Source organism: Bacteroides ovatus (genome assembly GCF_001314995.1).
In the GTDB taxonomy this organism is placed as follows: domain Bacteria; phylum Bacteroidota; class Bacteroidia; order Bacteroidales; family Bacteroidaceae; genus Bacteroides; species Bacteroides ovatus.
The window spans coordinates 5,917,881-5,936,100 of sequence record NZ_CP012938.1 but is presented as its reverse complement, the minus strand read 5'-3'; the positions used below and the strand labels follow the sequence as shown (position 1 = coordinate 5,936,100).

Here is an 18,220-nt window from a genome sequence, read left to right as displayed (position 1 = left end):
ATAGATCATGGAAAAAGAAAGCCAAACGATATTTGATAAAAACGTAATTGAGTTCGTAACGGTAGCTGCCGAATTTTGTGCATTTCTCGAACGTGCCAAACGCATGAAGCGTAGCACTTTCGTTGATACATCATTAAAAATACTTCCACTACTCTATCTCAAAGCATCTATGCTGCCCAAATGTGAGACTATCGGGGACGAAGCACTTGAAACGTATGTCACAGAAGAGATTTACGAAATTCTGCGTATCAACCTTTCCGGATTGATGGCTGACAAGGATGATTATCTGGACGTATTCGTGCAAGATATGGTGTATAGCGACCAACCTATCAAGAAGTCTATATCGGAAGACCTGGCCGACATTTATCAGGATATTAAAGATTTCATATTTGTCTTCCAACTGGGACTGAACGAAACAATGAATGATTCATTGGCCATCTGCCAGGAAAACTTCGGTACACTGTGGGGACAGAAACTGGTAAACACACTTCGCGCCCTTCATGACGTGAAATACAACCAGGAGGAAGAAGAAGAGGAAGTAGGTAATGAAGAAGGATTTTACGAACCAAGCGACGACACCGATTGTTGTGAAGAAGATGGCTGTCATTGCCACGATGATGATTGCCACTGTCACGAAGACGGTTGCCATTGCCACGATGATGAATTAAAATAAAAATGATTGTAAGAAGAACCATAGATAAAGATGAACTAAAAGAACTCCCGAAAACAGTCTTTCCGGGACGTATTTATGTTATCCAGTCGGAAGCTGAAACGGAAAAAGCTGTAGCTTACCTCCAATCCAGACCAGTGATAGGTATCGACAGCGAAACTCGCCCTTCCTTTACCAAAGGACAATCGCACAAAGTAGCACTTCTCCAGATTTCTTCCGAAGAATGCTGTTTCTTATTCCGGCTCAATATGACGGGATTGACTCAGCCATTGGTTGACTTGTTAGAAAATCCGGCTGTAATCAAAGTGGGACTTTCACTGAAAGACGACTTTATGATGCTGCACAAACGTGCACCTTTCACCCAACAAAGCTGTATCGAATTACAGGACTATGTGCGTCAATTCGGAATACAGGACAAAAGTCTGCAAAAGATTTACGCCATCTTATTCAAAGAAAAAATATCCAAATCACAACGCTTGTCCAACTGGGAAGCTGATGTATTAAGTGACGGACAGAAACAATACGCTGCTACCGATGCATGGGCATGCCTCAATATCTACAATCTGTTGCAAGAACTGAAACAGACGGGAGATTGGGAGGTTTCTCCGCTGACAGCTACTGTCTCTCCCGCGGAAGAAGTGATAAGTAATAAAATAAGTGATTAATAACCAATAATAAAACGATCTGAAGCCCTCCCCCTTGGGAGAGGGTTGAGGAAAGACTACATTATGCATAAAGTATATCTCAAACCTGGTAAAGAAGATTCTCTTAAGAGATTCCACCCCTGGATTTTTTCCGGTGCTATCGCTCGTTTTGACGGAGAGCCCGATGAAGGTGAAGTTGTAGAAGTGTACACCTCAAAAAAAGAATTTATTGCCGAAGGACATTTCCAGATCGGAAGTATTGCTGTACGCGTACTGTCTTTCCGCCAGGAACCTATCGATCACGATTTTTGGAAAAGCAAACTGGAAATTGCATACGATATGCGTCGCAGTATCGGCATCGCCACTAATCCGACCAACAACACCTACCGTCTCGTTCACGGTGAAGGAGACAATCTCCCCGGACTGGTGATTGACGTTTATGCCAAAACCGCTGTTATGCAGGCACACTCTGCAGGAATGCACGTAGACCGCATGACAATTGCCGAAGCTTTATCCGAAGTAATGGGTGACAAAATCGAAAATATCTATTATAAATCAGAAACAACTCTTCCTTTTAAGGCAGACCTTTTCCCCGAAAACGGTTTTCTGAAAGGAGGAAGCAGTGACAATATCGCACAAGAATATGGCTTGAAGTTCCATGTGGACTGGCTGAAAGGTCAGAAGACCGGATTCTTTGTAGATCAGCGTGAAAACCGTTCTTTGCTGGAACGTTACGCCAAAGACCGTTCGGTACTGAATATGTTCTGCTACACCGGCGGATTCTCATTCTATGCCATGCGCGGAGGTGCGAAACTCGTGCACTCTGTCGACAGTTCAGCCAAAGCGATTGATCTGACTAACAAAAACGTGGAATTAAACTTCCCCGGTGATTCCCGCCACGAGGCGTTTGCCGAGGATGCTTTCAAATATCTCGACCGCATGGGCGACCAGTATGATTTAATCATCCTTGATCCGCCCGCATTCGCCAAACATAAAGATGCACTGCGGAATGCTTTGCAAGGTTACCGTAAACTGAATGCCAAAGCATTCGAGAAAATCAAACCGGGCGGCATCCTGTTTACTTTCTCTTGTTCGCAAGTGGTAAGCAAAGATAATTTCCGTACTGCTGTGTTTACCGCAGCAGCCATGTCAGGGCGTAGCGTACGCATTCTACACCAGCTGACTCAACCGGCCGACCATCCGGTAAACATCTATCATCCCGAAGGAGAATATCTGAAAGGATTGGTACTCTACGTAGAATAACCGGCAAGGTGCCGGAGCCAAGTTTCCATTCGGATATCAGGCATTTCTCCGGAAGTATGGCTGATTAGAGAGGGCAGTAACAGAAAAACGGAAGATTCAAAGTTAATTAGAGTTAACAAATAGAAGATTTTCGAGAAAACATTATGTTGTATAACATAAACCCTATATCTTTGCACTGTGTTTTTCATGGTATTAGATTTAAGGTTAACAAAGATTGGCTGTCTGGGATAGATAGCCTTCTTTTTTTTATACCCCCTTCATTTGTTTTTTCACACCCAAATCTCATCTTTTCTTCGCATTTATGCCATTTTTATCCCCTTTTTATCAAATTACTTATCCACCTATTCAACGAAAATATTATATTTGCAAGGTTTATGAATGTGAAGAGAAACACAAATTAAAAAAGTCATGAGTATAAAAGTTCGTTTGATTATTATGAACTTCCTGCAATTCTTTGTATGGGGGTCATGGTTAATATCATTAGGTGGTTATATGGGAAGAGAACTTCATTTTGAAGGAGGACAAATCGGAGCCATTTTCGCCACCATGGGGATTGCCTCTTTGGTAATGCCGGGTATTATCGGTATTATTGCCGATAAATGGTTTAATGCAGAACGTTTATACGGACTTTGCCATATTGCAGGAGCAGGATGTCTCTTCTACGCTTCCACCGCAACGGGATACGACCAGATGTATTGGGCCATGTTACTCAACTTGTTGGTATATATGCCCACTTTATCCCTCGCCAACACGGTATCGTACAATGCACTGGAGCAATACAAATGTGACCTGATTAAAGACTTCCCTCCTATCCGCGTATGGGGAACAATCGGTTTTATTTGTGCCATGTGGGCTGTCGACCTTACCGGATTCAAGAATTCAAGTGCACAACTTTATGTAGGAGGTGCTTCCGCATTGCTACTCGGACTTTATTCATTTACGCTCCCGGCCTGTCGACCGGCTAAATCTGAAAACAAATCATGGCTCTCCGCTTTCGGACTGGATGCGCTGGTGTTATTCAAGAAAAAGAAAATGGCTATTTTCTTCCTTTTCTCCATGCTTCTAGGTGCAGCATTGCAGATTACGAATACTTACGGCGACCTTTTCCTAGGCAGTTTTGCCAGCATCCCTGAATATGCAGATTCTTTCGGAGTGAAACATTCAGTCATCCTGTTATCCATTTCACAGATGTCCGAAACATTGTTTATTCTTGCCATACCTTTCTTCCTGCGTCATTTCGGAATCAAACAAGTCATGCTAATCAGTATGTTCGCTTGGGTGTTCCGGTTCGGCCTGTTCGGTTTTGGAGATCCGGGATCAGGACTATGGATGCTGATCCTTTCCATGATTGTTTATGGTATGGCCTTTGATTTCTTCAACATTTCCGGTTCGTTGTTTGTTGAACAAGAAGCCAAATCTTCTATCCGTGCCAGTGCACAGGGCTTGTTCTTTATGATGACTAACGGATTGGGAGCCATCATGGGCGGATATGCCAGCGGTGCGGTAGTTGATGCATTCTCTGTATATGCCGACGGCAGACTGGTGAGTCGCGAATGGATGAACATTTGGCTGATCTTTGCCGCTTATGCGCTGGTAATCGGCATTCTGTTTGCCTTGGTATTCAAGTACAAACACCAGCAGGAGAGTAAAACAAATTAAGTAAAAGAGAACGATGGACAAAAAGGTAGAATTACAAGTTATAAATATCACGAACAGCCAGGCGCAAGTAGGCGCGTTTGCTATGCTATTGGGCGAAGTGGACGGTGAAAGGCAACTGCCTATCATCATCGGTCCAGCGGAAGCCCAGGCTACCGCTTTATATCTGAAAGGAGTGAAAACTCCCCGTCCGTTGACACATGATTTATTTATAACAAGTCTTACTATACTGGGAGCCAGCCTGATACGTGTATTAATTTACAAAGCAAAGGATGGTATTTTCTACTCCTATATTTACCTCAAAAAAGACGAAGAAATTATACGTATCGACGCACGGACTTCAGACGCAGTTGCCCTGGCAGTGCGTGCCGACTGCCCGATTCTTATTTATGAATCTATTCTTGAACAGGAATGTCTTCACATGTCGTCAGAAGAAAGAACCCGTTCTGAAGAAACGGACAACGACGAAGTGGCTGAAGAAGAACATGATTTGCCCGGTGCTACTTCCAGAACGCTTGAAGAAGCACTGGAACAGGCTATTAAAGATGAGAATTACGAGTTAGCCGCGCAGATACGCGATCAAATCAATTCAAGAAATAAAAATCAGTAAGTAATATTATGCACGTATTTTATACTCCAGATATACAGAAAAGCAACGAGCTTCCCGAAGAGGAAGCACAACACTGTATCCGTGTTCTGCGGCTAAGTATCGGAGACGAAATCACGCTTACCGACGGTAAGGGTAACTTCTACAAAGCTGAAATTACTGTTGCAACCAACAAACGTTGTTTCGTAAACATCAAAGAAACCATTTTTCAGGAACCGTTATGGCCGTGCCATTTACACATTGCCATGGCACCAACGAAGAATATGGACCGCAACGAATGGTTTGCAGAGAAAGCTACCGAAATAGGTTTTAACGAACTGACTTTCCTCAACTGCCGTTTCTCGGAACGTAAAGTCATCAAGACCGAACGGATTGAAAAGATTCTGGTATCAGCCATCAAACAATCTCTCAAGGCACGACTGCCAAAATTGAACGAAATGATTGAGTTCGATCAGTTCATCAGGCAGGAGTTTAAAGGACAGAAGTTTATCGCCCACTGTTATGAAGGGGAGAAACCTCTATTGAAGAATGTTCTGAAACCAGGAGAAGACGCCCTTGTCCTGATAGGTCCCGAGGGAGATTTCAGTGAAGAAGAAGTGAAGAAGGCCATCGAACGGGGATTCGTTCCGATTAGTCTCGGCAAATCACGGCTCCGTACAGAAACAGCGGCATTGGTGGCCTGCCACACGCTGAATCTGCAAAATCAATAACAGCAGTAAATGTCTGAATCAATGATTATACAACTTTTAAATAACATAAGTATGGCAAAGAAAACGATTTCACGACTCTCGGTACTGGCAGTACTGATTGTTTTTCTGGCAGCATGTTCCAAAACATCGGAATATACAAATGTGATACCGGCTGACGCTTCGGTAGTTGCCTCTATCAACCTTAAATCCCTCGCAAGCAAAGCGGGATTGGATGATAAAGAGAATGAAGCTGCTAAACAAAAAGTACTGGAAGCACTGAAAAGCGGAATGAATGCGGCCACATTCCAACAACTGGAAAAGGTTATGAAGAATCCGGGCGAATCGGGAATCGATGTTGAATCTCCATTCTATGTGTTCTCTTCATCTTCTTTCCCTTATCCTACTGTTGTAGGTAAAGTGAACAATGAAGATAAGTTGCATGCTTCACTCGACGTGATGGCAAAAGAACAGATCTGCCAACCGGTAGGCGAAGCTGACGGTTACAGTTTTACAACGATGAACAGCGGTTTGCTTGTTTTCAATAGTTCTACTATATTGGTAGTCAATGTCAGCGGAACAACTCAAACTGATAAAGCCAAAGAAGCCATTACTAATTTGTTGAAACAGACAGCAAGCAATAGTATCGTGAAATCAGGAGCTTTCCAGAAAATGGAGAAACAGAAAAGTGATATTAACTTCTTTGCTTCCATGACAGCTATTCCTTCAACCTACCGCGATCAGATAACCATGGGATTACCTACTGAAGTGAAAGCGGAAGACATCACTCTGATAGGAGGACTGAACTTTGAAAAAGGAAAGATTGCCCTCAAAACAGAAAACTATACTGAAAACGAAGCAGTGAAAGCTCTCCTAAAAAAACAAATGGAATCTGTTGGAAAAGCGAATAATACTTTCGTTAAATACTTCCCGGCTTCTACCCTGATGTTCTTCAACGTAGGTGTAAAAGGAGGCGAACTGTATAACCTGTTGAGCGAAAACAAGGAATTCCGCAACACAGTATCTATCGCTAAGGCAGACGAAGTAAAAGAGTTGTTCAGCTCGTTCAATGGTGATATTTCTGCAGGATTAATCAACGTAACGATGAGCAGTGCTCCCACTTTCATGATGTACGCTGACGTGAAGAACGGCAATGCTCTTGAAATGATTTACAAGAACAAGGAATCATTGGGATTGAAGAGAGGGGAAGATATCATGCAACTTGGCAAAGACGAATATGTCTACAAGACAAGAGGCATGAATATATTCTTCGGCATCAAGGATAAACAAATGTATGCAACCAATGATGAGTTACTCTACAAAAACGTAGGTAAAGCTGCCGACAAATCAGTCAAAGATGCTCCTTATGCATCGGATATGAAGGGAAAGAGCCTATTTATAGCAATCAATGCCGAAGCAATCCTCGATCTGCCTATTGTTAAAATGGTAGCAGGTTTCGGAGGACAGGAAGCTAAGACATATATCGAACTGGCCAACAAGGTTTCTTACCTGTCCATGAGTTCAGAAGGGGAAGTCAGCGAGATTGACCTCTGCCTGAAAGACAAAGATGTAAATGCCCTCAAACAAATTGTAGACTTTGCCAAGCAATTTGCCGGCATGTAATAAATGTATAAACCAACGGTATGAATAGTATTCACTTACAGCAAACACTTCCCCAAGTGTTTGCTGACCGTAATTCGGTGACTTCGGACGTATGGCATCAGGATCTTTTCTTCCGGAAAGGAGAAATGTATCTGATTGAAGCTGCTTCCGGCACCGGCAAATCTTCGTTGTGCAGCTATATCTATGGCTACCGCAACGACTATCAGGGGATTATTAATTTCGATGAAACCAATATCAAAGCATACTCCGTGAAGCAATGGGTCGACCTGCGAAAGCATTCACTAAGTATGCTTTTTCAAGATTTACGCATCTTCACCGAACTTAGCGCTCTTGAAAATGTGCAATTGAAGAATAACCTCACCGGATGCAAAAAGAAAAAAGAAATCTTATCGTTCTTCGAACAACTGGGGATCGCAGATAAAATAAATGTGAAAGCCGGCAAGCTATCTTTCGGACAGCAACAGCGCGTCGCCTTTATCCGGGCGCTCTGCCAGCCGTTCGACTTTTTATTTCTGGATGAACCGATCAGCCACCTGGACGATGATAACAGCCGCATCATGGGTGAACTTATCATCGCTGAAGCAAAGGCACAAGGAGCCGGAGTGATCGCCACTTCCATCGGTAAACATATCGAGTTGCCTTACAGCCATACACTTCAACTGTAGTAAGCTGGTTAATAACAGGTAGCAGGTAATGAACAACCTCTTTTTCACAGCATCATTTCAAATCGTAAATTGTAAAATCGTAAATAAAATGCCAACTCTTGTCTGGAAGCTTCTCCGCCAACATATCAGTATCGGTCAATTAGCCGGTTTCTTTTTAGCCAACCTATTCGGCATGATGATTGTATTGCTTAGCGTACAGTTTTATAAAGATGTCATTCCGGTATTCACCGAAGGAGACAGCTTTATGAAAAAGGATTTCATCATAGCTACAAAGAAAATCAGTGCTCTCGGTTCTTTTGCAGGAAAGAGTAATACATTCTCTGCCGAAGAAATTGCGGATCTGAAAAAGCAACCGTTTACCAAAACAATAGGAGCTTTCACTCCTTCTCAATTCAAAGTTTCAGCAGGATTGGGAATGAAGGAAGCCGGTATTCATCTTTCCACAGATATGTTTTTTGAGTCTGTTCCCGATGAGTTTGTCGACATCAAACTCGATAAATGGCATTTCGATGAAAACACACATACCATACCCATTATCATTCCGCGCAACTATCTGAACCTTTATAACTTCGGTTTTGCGCAAAGCCGCAGCCTCCCCAAACTATCGGAAGGGTTAATGAGTCTGATTCAAATGGATATTATGATGCGTGGCAACGGACGGGTGGAACAGTACAAAGGAAACATTGTCGGTTTTTCCAATCGTCTGAATACGATTCTTGTTCCCCAGTCCTTTATGAAATGGGCTAATGAGAATTTCGCACCGAATGCAGAAGCCCAACCGGCACGATTGATTATCGAGGTTAGCAATCCGGCAGATTCCGCCATCGCCAGTTATTTTCAGAAGAAAGGATATGAAACGGAAGATGGTAAGCTGGATGCCGGAAAAACAACTTATTTCCTCCGTCTTATCGTAGGTATTGTATTGGGAGTGGGTTTATTTATCAGTATCCTTTCATTCTATATACTGATGTTGAGCATCTTCCTGCTTTTACAAAAGAATACAACCAAGCTGGAAAGTCTATTACTAATCGGATACAGTCCCAACAAGGTAGCATTGCCTTATCAGTTGCTCACGGTAGGATTGAACGTTATTGTGCTTGTATTATCCATCGGATTAGTCTCCTGGTTGCGCAGTTATTACATAGACAGCATCCGCATCCTATTTCCACAGCTGGAAACCGGATCATTATGGGCAGCAATCAGTATGGGTATTCTATTATTTATCGTTGTATCGGTGATTAACATACTGGCAGTAAAAAAGAAAGTGCTTTCGATCTGGATGCACAAATCATAGATGTAGAATCAAACACATAACGTATGAAAAACAAAACTACATTTTCTATCCATAGAGGCTTAATAGCTTTCTTTTTCGGAATACTGTTCTGTTTTGCCCCATTGTCAGGGCAAAACGTACAAGATACAATTATTGCGTATTTTAATCTACTGGAAAAAATCCCACAGGAGAAACTCTACTTACATCTGGACAAGCCCTTTTATGGGGCAGGAGAAAAAATATGGTTCAAGGGATATCTGGTAAACTCTGTTACACATCAAGATAATACACAAAGCAACTTCATCATTACAGAGCTTGTCAACCGTTCCGACTCTATTGTAGAACGGAAAAAGATCCGCAGAGATTCATTGGGTTTTCATAATGCTTTCACCCTCCCTCCCACTCTCCCTGCAGGTGATTATTATTTGCGGGGATATAGCAACTGGATGCTTAATCAGGAACCGGAATTCTTTTATTCACGCAATCTGAAAATCGGTAATTCGATTGATAATACGATTGTTTCAAATATTGAGTATCAGCAAGAAGACGAATCACATTATACAGCCAAGGTAAGATTTACCAGCAATACCCAAGAGGCTTTCGGAAATACTGCCATCCGCTACCGCTACATTGAAAACGGAAAGATTAAAGATAAAGGTAAAAGAAAGACAGACGAGAATGGGTTGATTTCTATTTCCCTGCCGGATTTGAAGCCTATTGCCACACGCCACATTGAAGTAGAGTTCGATGATCCCCAATATATTTATAAAAAGACTTTCTATCTGCCTTCGTTTACAAAAGACTTTGATGTTAAGTTCTTCCCGGAAGGAGGTGCTCTCCTGACCGTTGCTCATCAGAATATAGCTTTCAAGGCTCAAGGATCGGATGGCTTTTCTACAGAAATAGAAGGATTCCTGTTCGATGCCAACGGAGACACATTGACAGCTTTCCGCTCGGAGCATGACGGCATGGGAGTTTTCACACTGAATCCGACTGTGGGAAACTCTTACTATGTGATTGCCAAATCCGGTGACGGTATCAGTAAACGATTCGACCTCCCAGCTGTAGAAGAAAAAGGAATCACACTTTCCATGACACATTATAAAAAGGAAATCCGTTACGAAATCCAGAAAACAGAAGCTACCGAATGGCCTCAAAAGTTATTCTTGATTGCGCACACTCGTGGAAAGCTGGTCATCCTGCAGCCAGTCAGTATCGACAGGACTTTTGGAAGAATGAACGACAGTTTATTCAACGCAGGCATCACCCATTTCATGCTGATCGACCAACAGGGCAACGCACTTAGCGAACGCCTGGTTTTCATACCCGACCGGAATCCGCATCAATGGCAAATTCTTGCAGATAAGCCGACATACGGAAAAAGAGAAAAGGTATCCCTGCAAATTTCAGCAAAAGACGATAACGGTACTCCGGTAGAAGGTAGTTTTTCCATCAGCATTACCGACAGAAAGAGTATCCGCCCGGATTCGCTTGCTGACAATATCGTATCGAATTTTCTATTGACCTCCGACTTAAAAGGATATGTAGAAAATCCCGGATATTATTTTTTGCAGCAAGACCTCCGGACTCTCCGCACGGTAGACTTCCTGATGATGACGCACGGATGGCGCAGACACCATATCCAGAATGTACTGACTGCACCTTCAATGAACCTCACCAACTATATGGAAAAGGGGCAAACTATCAGCGGACGTATCAAAGGTTTCTTTGGAGGTAACGTTAAGAAAGGACCTATTTGTATTCTGGCTCCCAAACAGAACATCATCGCCACTACCACCACAGACGAAAAAGGAGAGTTTATCGTGAACACATCTTTCAGAGATAGCACGACTTTCCTTGTTCAGGCACGTACCAAAAGAGGATTTGCCGGAGTGGACATCGTGATTGACACTCCTCAATACCCGGCAACTTCGCACAAGTCTCCTTTCCATGATGGAACAGCAACGTTTATGGAAGATTATTTGCTCAACACCCGCGACCAATATTACATGGAAGGTGGAATGAGAGTGTACAATCTGAAAGAAGTGGTAGTCACTGGAAGTCGTAAAAAGGCCAGTTCAGAAAGTATTTACACAGGAGGTATCAACACCTACACGATCGAAGGGGACAGACTGGAAGGATTCGGTGCACAAACAGCTTTTGATGCAGTCACCAGACTTCCGGGCATTAGCGTGACAAATGGAAATGAAATACATATCCGCAACAATCCCGAGCAACCTGTCATTGTTGTTGACGACGTGGTGTATGAAGACGATAACGACATCCTGACCATGATACAAACCAGTGATATGTCGAGCTTGAGCCTTCTTCGCGGTGCCGATGCAGCGATCTTAGGTTCCCGCGGTTCGGCAGGTGCTATCGTTATTACGCTGAAAGACGGCAAAGATATCCCGGCAAGACCGGCACAGGGCATTATCACATGTACTCCACTGGGGTACAGCGACTCGGTCGAGTTCTATCATCCTACTTATGATACGCCTGAAAAGAAGAATGACCAACGCTCGGATTTACGAAGTACGATCTATTGGAATCCTACCCTTCAACTGGATGCTAATGGAAAAGCAACCATCGAATACTATACTCCGGACAGCACTGCACCGGAAGATATAACCATAGAAGGCGTGGATAAAAACGGAAAGGTATGCCGGATAGTACAAACGATCAACAACAGATAAATGTGGAAAAGATTTTGAATGTCAGGTTTATAGACTTACGCAAGTAAGCACAACTCTATTAAGGCACCTTTATCTTTATTCTATCAAGCAGGTATACATCTGTTAAGCTACCGATATCATTCATTCACCACGGCCGTGGAGAACTAACAAGAGCGGTACTTTAGCTGAACAATAAAGGCACTCTAGCTGAACAATGCCAGTATCTTTAAGCTACTTTACCCGTATCTCCGTGTTATTCTATCAGCATACTAGAGTTATCACACCTGATTTTTCAACACAACCTTAGTGGTAATATAACGTAAAAACATACAGATATACAGAAGTTATCACAAAAATAGCATCATGATAAAAAAGGAGATAAACAACTGTTTATCAAATAGCTATACTATTTAATCAGCAAAAACAAAGCTGACAATAAAAAACAAGACCTTTATTGTCAGCCTATTGTCAGCTCCTATCATCAGCCATATTCCACTAAAAATCAAAAGATTAGCCACTACCCTGACAGATTGACAATAAAAACAACACAAATATTATAGTAGATAATATCAGATGGCGGTATTCTCATACACTTCATTATTATTAGATTGAATACCACCAATTAGAGGTTAAAATGCAAATTAACCTTCCCTATCCCCTTATTAATCTTGATAAAAAAGCGATTGAATACCAAACAGGTTAAAAATATTTCGTAATTTTGCAGATATAAAAGAATGAAGCTATGCCGGACTATGATTTAATCGCCATACTCGGACCTACAGCCTCGGGTAAAACTCCCTTTGCCGCTGCCTTGGCCTATGAACTCAACACAGAAATTATCAGTGCCGATTCCCGTCAGATATATAGAAGAATGGATCTCGGTACAGGAAAAGATTTGGCCGACTATACCGTAAACGGACGTACAATCCCCTATCATCTGATTGACATTGCAGACCCCGGATATAAATACAATGTGTTTGAATATCAACGTGATTTCTTGAATTCTTACGAAAGCATCAAACAAAAAGGCTGTCTTCCCGTTTTATGTGGAGGGACAGGTATGTATCTGGAATCCGTGTTGAAAGGATATAAACTGATGCCCGTACCGGAAAATCCGGAATTGCGTAACCGTTTGGCAAATCATTCGCTGGAAGAGTTGACGGAAATGCTAAGTCAATACAAGGCTTTGCATAACTCCACCGACGTGGATACCGTGAAACGGGCGATACGTGCGATAGAAATTGAAGAGTATTATGCAGCCCATCCGGTTCCCGAAAGGGAATTCCCGGAACTGAACAGTCTCATCATCGGAGTGGACATTGACCGGGAACTGCGCCGTGAAAAGATCACCCGCCGATTGAAACAACGATTGGATGAAGGAATGGTGGACGAGGTAAGACGATTGATCGAACTGGGAATTGCACCGGACGATCTCATCTACTATGGACTGGAATACAAATACCTGACATTATACGTCATAGGCAAACTGACTTATGAAGAAATGCTCAACGGTTTGGAGATAGCCATCCATCAGTTTGCCAAGCGACAAATGACCTGGTTCCGCGGCATGGAAAGAAGAGGATTTACGATCCATTGGATGAATGCAGAGCTGCCGATGGAAGAAAAGATAGCTTTTGTAAAAGAGAAACTGCAAGGGAATTAGTATCTTTGGCAGTTATTATAGTGCGATTTTTAATACACAATAGGATAGATAAACAAATATGAGTGTAGAACCGAAGAAATGGGGAGTGATTTACAACCCCAAAGCTGGTACCCGAAAGGTAAAGAAGCGCTGGAAAGAAATTAAGGAGTACATGGACAGTAAAGGTGTAGACTATGACTATGTACAATCCGAAGGTTTCGGTTCGGTAGAGCGTCTCGCTAAAATCTTGGCCAACAATGGTTATCGCACGATTGTCATTGTGGGAGGTGATGGGGCATTGAACGATGCCATCAATGGCATTATGCTATCCGATGCCGAAGACAAAGAGAACATCGCCCTCGGCATGATTCCGAACGGTATCGGAAATGACTTCGCCAAATATTGGGGACTTAGTACCGAATACAAGCCGGCTGTCGACTGTATCATCAATCATCGGTTGAAGAAAATAGACGTAGGCTACTGCAACTTCTACGACGGAAACGAACACCAGCGTCGCTATTTCCTCAATGCCGTTAATATCGGACTGGGAGCACGAATCGTCAAAATCACCGATCAGACCAAACGTTTCTGGGGTGTGAAGTTCCTTTCATACGTTGCCGCCCTGTTCTCCCTCATCTTCGAACGGAAACTTTACAGAATGCATCTCCGCATCAATGATGAACATATCCGCGGACGCATCATGACCGTATGTATAGGAAGTGCCTGGGGATGGGGACAAACTCCCAGTGCCGTTCCATACAACGGATGGCTGGATGTATCTGTAATCTACCGCCCGGAATTCCTGCAAATTATTTCCGGGCTATGGATGCTGATTCAGGGAAGAATCCTGAATCACAAAGTGGTGAAAAGCTACCGGACGAGAAAAGTAAAGGTACTCCGGGCACAGAATGCAGCGGTGGATTTGGACGGGCGTTTGTTGCCTAAACATTTTCCTTTAGAAGTAGGCGTGCTCCCGGAAAAGACAACGCTTATCATCCCCAACTAATCAGGATCACTCCACCCAAGGAGAGAAACATATACTCACAATCTAATTGATAATTTGTAATTGGTAAATAATAAAATGATAGAACTTAAGAACAACCCCGCCGGCAACTTTTTCCTGTTGGCCGGTCCGTGTGTGATAGAAGGTGAAGAAATGGCAATGCGCATTGCCGAACGAGTAGTAAAGATCACCGAAGCACTGCAAATACCTTATGTATTCAAAGGTTCTTACCGTAAGGCAAACCGCTCACGTCTGGATTCGTTTACCGGCATTGGCGATGAGAAAGCACTCAAAGTATTGAGAAAGGTACATGAGACTTTCGGAATCCCCACCGTAACCGATATCCATACTGCAGATGAAGCTGCAATGGCAGCCGAATACGTGGACATACTTCAAATCCCAGCTTTTCTTTGTCGCCAGACCGACTTGTTGGTTGCCGCAGCCAAAACCGGAAAAACGATTAACATCAAGAAAGGACAGTTCCTTTCACCGCAGGCAATGCAGTTTGCTGCCGACAAAGTGGTGGAAGTCGGAAACAAGAATGTGATGCTTACCGAACGTGGAACAACTTTCGGCTATCAAGATCTTGTTGTAGACTACCGTGGTATCCCCGAAATGCAGTCATTTGGCTATCCGGTGATTCTGGATGTCACTCACTCCTTGCAGCAACCCAACCAAACCAGTGGGGTAACGGGAGGAATGCCGCAGTTGATAGAGACTGTCGCCAAAGCAGGTATCGCCGTAGGTGCCGACGGAATATTCATCGAAACACATGAAAACCCTGCCGTAGCCAAAAGCGATGGTGCCAATATGTTAAAGTTAGACCTTCTGGAAGGACTGTTAACTAAGCTAGTCAGGATACGGGAAGCTATAAAATAACTCTTTTCCCTGTCTATTTGTGATTTACAACCAAGCACAACGACAAATAACACAGAAATATTTATTTAAACTAAATAGAACATGAAACATTTATTACGTGGATTATTTATTGCAGTCCTTTTTATATGCTGCAATTTCCAGCTCGTACTTGCACAACCCATGCAAGAATTACCTGTGGACAAAAATGTTCGCATCGGTAAACTAGACAACGGGCTTACTTATTACATTCGCCACAACGCCCTTCCCGAAAAACGAGTTGAATTCTACATCGCCCAGAAAGTAGGTTCCATTCTTGAGGAACCGCAACAACGTGGTCTGGCTCACTTTTTGGAGCACATGGCTTTCAACGGAACAAAGCACTTCCCAGGTGATGAAACCGGACTTGGCATCGTGCCCTGGTGTGAAACAAAAGGTATCAAATTCGGCACGAACCTGAACGCATATACCAGTGTCGACCAGACGGTGTACAATATCAGCAACGTACCGACTGAAAATATAAACGTGGTAGACTCTTGTCTGCTGATCCTTCACGACTGGTCGAGCGCTATCAACCTTGCCGACAAGGAAATTGACAAAGAGCGTGGCGTTATCCGCGAAGAATGGAGAAGCCGCAACAGTGGTATGCTTCGCATCATGACTGATGCACAGTCTACTCTGTATCCGGATTCTAAATATTCAGACTGTATGCCTATCGGAAGTATTGATGTTATCAACAACTTCCCTTATCAGGATATCCGCGATTATTATGCGAAATGGTATCGCCCGGACTTGCAAGGAATCGTTATTGTAGGTGATATCAATGTAGATGAAATTGAAGCCAAACTGAAAAAAGTATTCGCAGATGTAAAAGCTCCGGTAAACCCGGCCGAACGTATCTACTATCCAGTGGCAGATAATCAGGAACCGCTGATCTATATCGGTACAGACAAGGAAGTGAAGAATCCTTATGTGAACATCTTCTTCAAACAAGACGCTACACCGGATTCTTTGAAAAATACCATTGCTTATTATGCTACTCAGTATATGGTCAGCATGGCTATGAATATGCTGAACAATCGTTTGAACGAACTCCGCCAAACTGCTAATCCTCCTTTCACTAGTGCAAGCGCAGAATATGGAAACTATTTCCTTGCCAAGACTAAAGAAGCCCTCGCACTTGATGCAAGCAGCAAAATAGACGGTATCGATTTAGCAATGAAAACAGTTTTGGAAGAAGCTGAACGTGCACGCCGCTTCGGATTTACCGCATCAGAATATGAACGCGCACGCGCCAACTATCTGCAAGCCGTAGAATCTGCTTACAACGAACGTGAAAAGACTAAAAGTGGTTCTTACGTCAACGAATACGTTAACAATTTCCTTGAAAAAGAACCGATTCCGGGAATCGAAGTTGAATATACACTGGTAAACAAACTGGCTCCGAATATCCCTGTAGAAGCTGTCAATCAGGTGATGCAACAACTAATCACTGACAACAATCAGGTGGTTTTGCTGGCCGGTCCGGAAAAAGAAGGAGCAAAATACCCTACTAAAGAAGAAATTGCTGCTTTATTGAAACAAATGAAGTCATTCGATCTGAAACCTTATGAAGATAAAGTTTCTAACGAACCGCTAATCTCTGAAGATATTAAAGGTGGCAAGATTGTTTCTGAAAAAGCTGGTGAAATCTATGGTACGACTAAGTTGGTACTTTCCAACGGCGTAACCGTATATGTGAAGCCAACTGATTTCAAGGCTGACCAGATTGTAATGAAAGGTGTAAGCCTCGGTGGTACCAGCGTATTCCCGAACGAAGAAATTATCAATATCTCTCAATTAAACGGAGTAGCTCTGGTAGGTGGAATCGGTAATTTCAGCAAAGTGGATCTGGGTAAAGCTTTAGCCGGCAAACGTGCAAACGTAGGTGCGGGTATCGGCAACACTACGGAAACAGTTTCCGGTAGCTGTGCTCCGAAAGACTTTGAGACAATGATGCAGCTTACTTATCTGACTTTCACATCTCCGCGTAAGGATAATGAAGCATTCGAATCTTACAAGAACCGTCTGAAAGCTGAACTTCAAAATGCGGACGCTAACCCGATGACTGCTTTCAGCGACACTATTACAAGCGTACTATACGGCCACCATCCACGTGCTATCAGAATGAAAGAAAACATGGTAGACCAGATCGACTATGACCGTATTCTTGAAATGTACAAAGACCGCTACAAAGATGCAAGTGACTTCACTTTCTTCCTGGTAGGAAACGTAGACTTGGCTACAATGAAACCGTTAATCGCTAAATATCTGGGAGGTCTGCCATCTATCAACCGTAAAGAGACTTTCAAAGATAACAAGATGGATATCCGCAAGGGAGAGATCAAAAATGTATTTGCAAAGGCACAGGAAACTCCGATGGCTACCATCATGTTCCTTTATAGCGGCACTTGCAAATATGACTTGCGCAACAATGTCCTGCTCAGCTTCTTAGATCAGGCTCTGGATTTGGTTTACACTGCTGAAATCCGTGAAAAAGAAGGAGGTACATACGGTGTAAGCTGTAACGGAAGTCTTGGTAAATACCCGAAAGAGGAACTTGTTCTTCAGATTGTATTCCAAACTGACCCTGCCAAGAAAGATAAATTGTCTGCTGTTGTTGTAGAACAACTTCACAAAATGGCAAAAGAAGGTCCGTCTGCCGAACACATGCAGAAGATCAAAGAATATATGCTGAAGAAGTATAAAGACGCCCAGAAAGAAAACGGCTACTGGCTTAATAATATGGACGAATACCTCTACACGGGTGTGGATAATACAAAAGACTATGAAAAGTTGGTCAACAGCATCACAGCGAAAGAAGTGCAAGACTTCCTCGCCAAATTGCTGAAACAGAACAACGAAATTCAAGTCATCATGACCGTGCCGGAAGAAAACAAATAAAAATTCTCTAGTATA

Annotated in this window: 14 protein-coding genes; all 14 read left to right on the top strand. The window is 42.9% G+C overall.

Annotated elements, in window-relative coordinates; all coding sequences use genetic code 11:
- Nucleotides 1-7: 7 nt before the first annotated feature.
- On the top strand, nt 8-673 hold the full coding sequence (locus Bovatus_RS22350) for a DUF5063 domain-containing protein (RefSeq protein ID WP_004301816.1): 666 nt from the start codon (nt 8-10) through the stop codon (nt 671-673).
- A 2-nt stretch (nt 674-675) separates the two neighbouring features.
- Nucleotides 676-1,335 (top strand): 3'-5' exonuclease, encoded by a 660-nt coding sequence (locus Bovatus_RS22345; RefSeq protein WP_004301815.1) that lies wholly within the window; start codon nt 676-678, stop codon nt 1,333-1,335.
- A gap of 63 nt (nt 1,336-1,398) precedes the next feature.
- Nucleotides 1,399-2,577: a class I SAM-dependent rRNA methyltransferase gene (locus tag Bovatus_RS22340; protein WP_004301814.1), complete on the top strand. Its 1,179-nt coding sequence runs from the start codon at nt 1,399-1,401 to the stop codon at nt 2,575-2,577.
- Nucleotides 2,578-2,985: 408 nt separating this feature from the next.
- Nucleotides 2,986-4,236: a nucleoside permease gene (locus Bovatus_RS22335; RefSeq protein WP_004301812.1), complete on the top strand. Its 1,251-nt coding sequence runs from the start codon at nt 2,986-2,988 to the stop codon at nt 4,234-4,236.
- A gap of 13 nt (nt 4,237-4,249) precedes the next feature.
- Nucleotides 4,250-4,843, top strand: coding sequence for a bifunctional nuclease family protein (locus Bovatus_RS22330; protein WP_004301811.1), 594 nt, complete (start codon nt 4,250-4,252; stop codon nt 4,841-4,843).
- 8 nt (nt 4,844-4,851) lie between these two features.
- The gene (locus Bovatus_RS22325) at nt 4,852-5,550 is read left to right on the top strand and encodes a 16S rRNA (uracil(1498)-N(3))-methyltransferase (RefSeq protein WP_004301810.1); all 699 of its coding nucleotides are present in this window, start codon (nt 4,852-4,854) and stop codon (nt 5,548-5,550) included.
- A 51-nt stretch (nt 5,551-5,601) separates the two neighbouring features.
- Nucleotides 5,602-7,149, top strand: a complete 1,548-nt coding sequence (locus tag Bovatus_RS22320) for a DUF4836 family protein (RefSeq protein WP_004304609.1) — start codon at nt 5,602-5,604, stop codon at nt 7,147-7,149.
- A gap of 20 nt (nt 7,150-7,169) precedes the next feature.
- Complete coding sequence (locus tag Bovatus_RS22315) at nt 7,170-7,814, top strand: ATP-binding cassette domain-containing protein (RefSeq protein ID WP_004301808.1); 645 nt, start codon at nt 7,170-7,172, stop codon at nt 7,812-7,814.
- An 88-nt stretch (nt 7,815-7,902) separates the two neighbouring features.
- Entirely contained in the window at nt 7,903-9,108 is a 1,206-nt protein-coding gene (locus tag Bovatus_RS22310) for a hypothetical protein (protein WP_004320882.1), read from the top strand.
- A 23-nt stretch (nt 9,109-9,131) separates the two neighbouring features.
- Nucleotides 9,132-11,783 (top strand): TonB-dependent receptor plug domain-containing protein, encoded by a 2,652-nt coding sequence (locus Bovatus_RS22305; protein WP_004301806.1) that lies wholly within the window; start codon nt 9,132-9,134, stop codon nt 11,781-11,783.
- 721 nt (nt 11,784-12,504) lie between these two features.
- Nucleotides 12,505-13,425, top strand: coding sequence for a tRNA (adenosine(37)-N6)-dimethylallyltransferase MiaA (gene miaA / locus Bovatus_RS22300; RefSeq protein WP_004301803.1), 921 nt, complete (start codon nt 12,505-12,507; stop codon nt 13,423-13,425).
- A gap of 58 nt (nt 13,426-13,483) precedes the next feature.
- Nucleotides 13,484-14,410 (top strand): diacylglycerol/lipid kinase family protein, encoded by a 927-nt coding sequence (locus tag Bovatus_RS22295; protein ID WP_004301802.1) that lies wholly within the window; start codon nt 13,484-13,486, stop codon nt 14,408-14,410.
- Nucleotides 14,411-14,485: 75 nt separating this feature from the next.
- The gene (gene kdsA, locus Bovatus_RS22290; RefSeq protein ID WP_004301801.1) at nt 14,486-15,286 is read left to right on the top strand and encodes a 3-deoxy-8-phosphooctulonate synthase; all 801 of its coding nucleotides are present in this window, start codon (nt 14,486-14,488) and stop codon (nt 15,284-15,286) included.
- A gap of 81 nt (nt 15,287-15,367) precedes the next feature.
- Nucleotides 15,368-18,205 (top strand): M16 family metallopeptidase, encoded by a 2,838-nt coding sequence (locus Bovatus_RS22285; protein WP_004301800.1) that lies wholly within the window; start codon nt 15,368-15,370, stop codon nt 18,203-18,205.
- Nucleotides 18,206-18,220 lie beyond the last annotated feature (15 nt).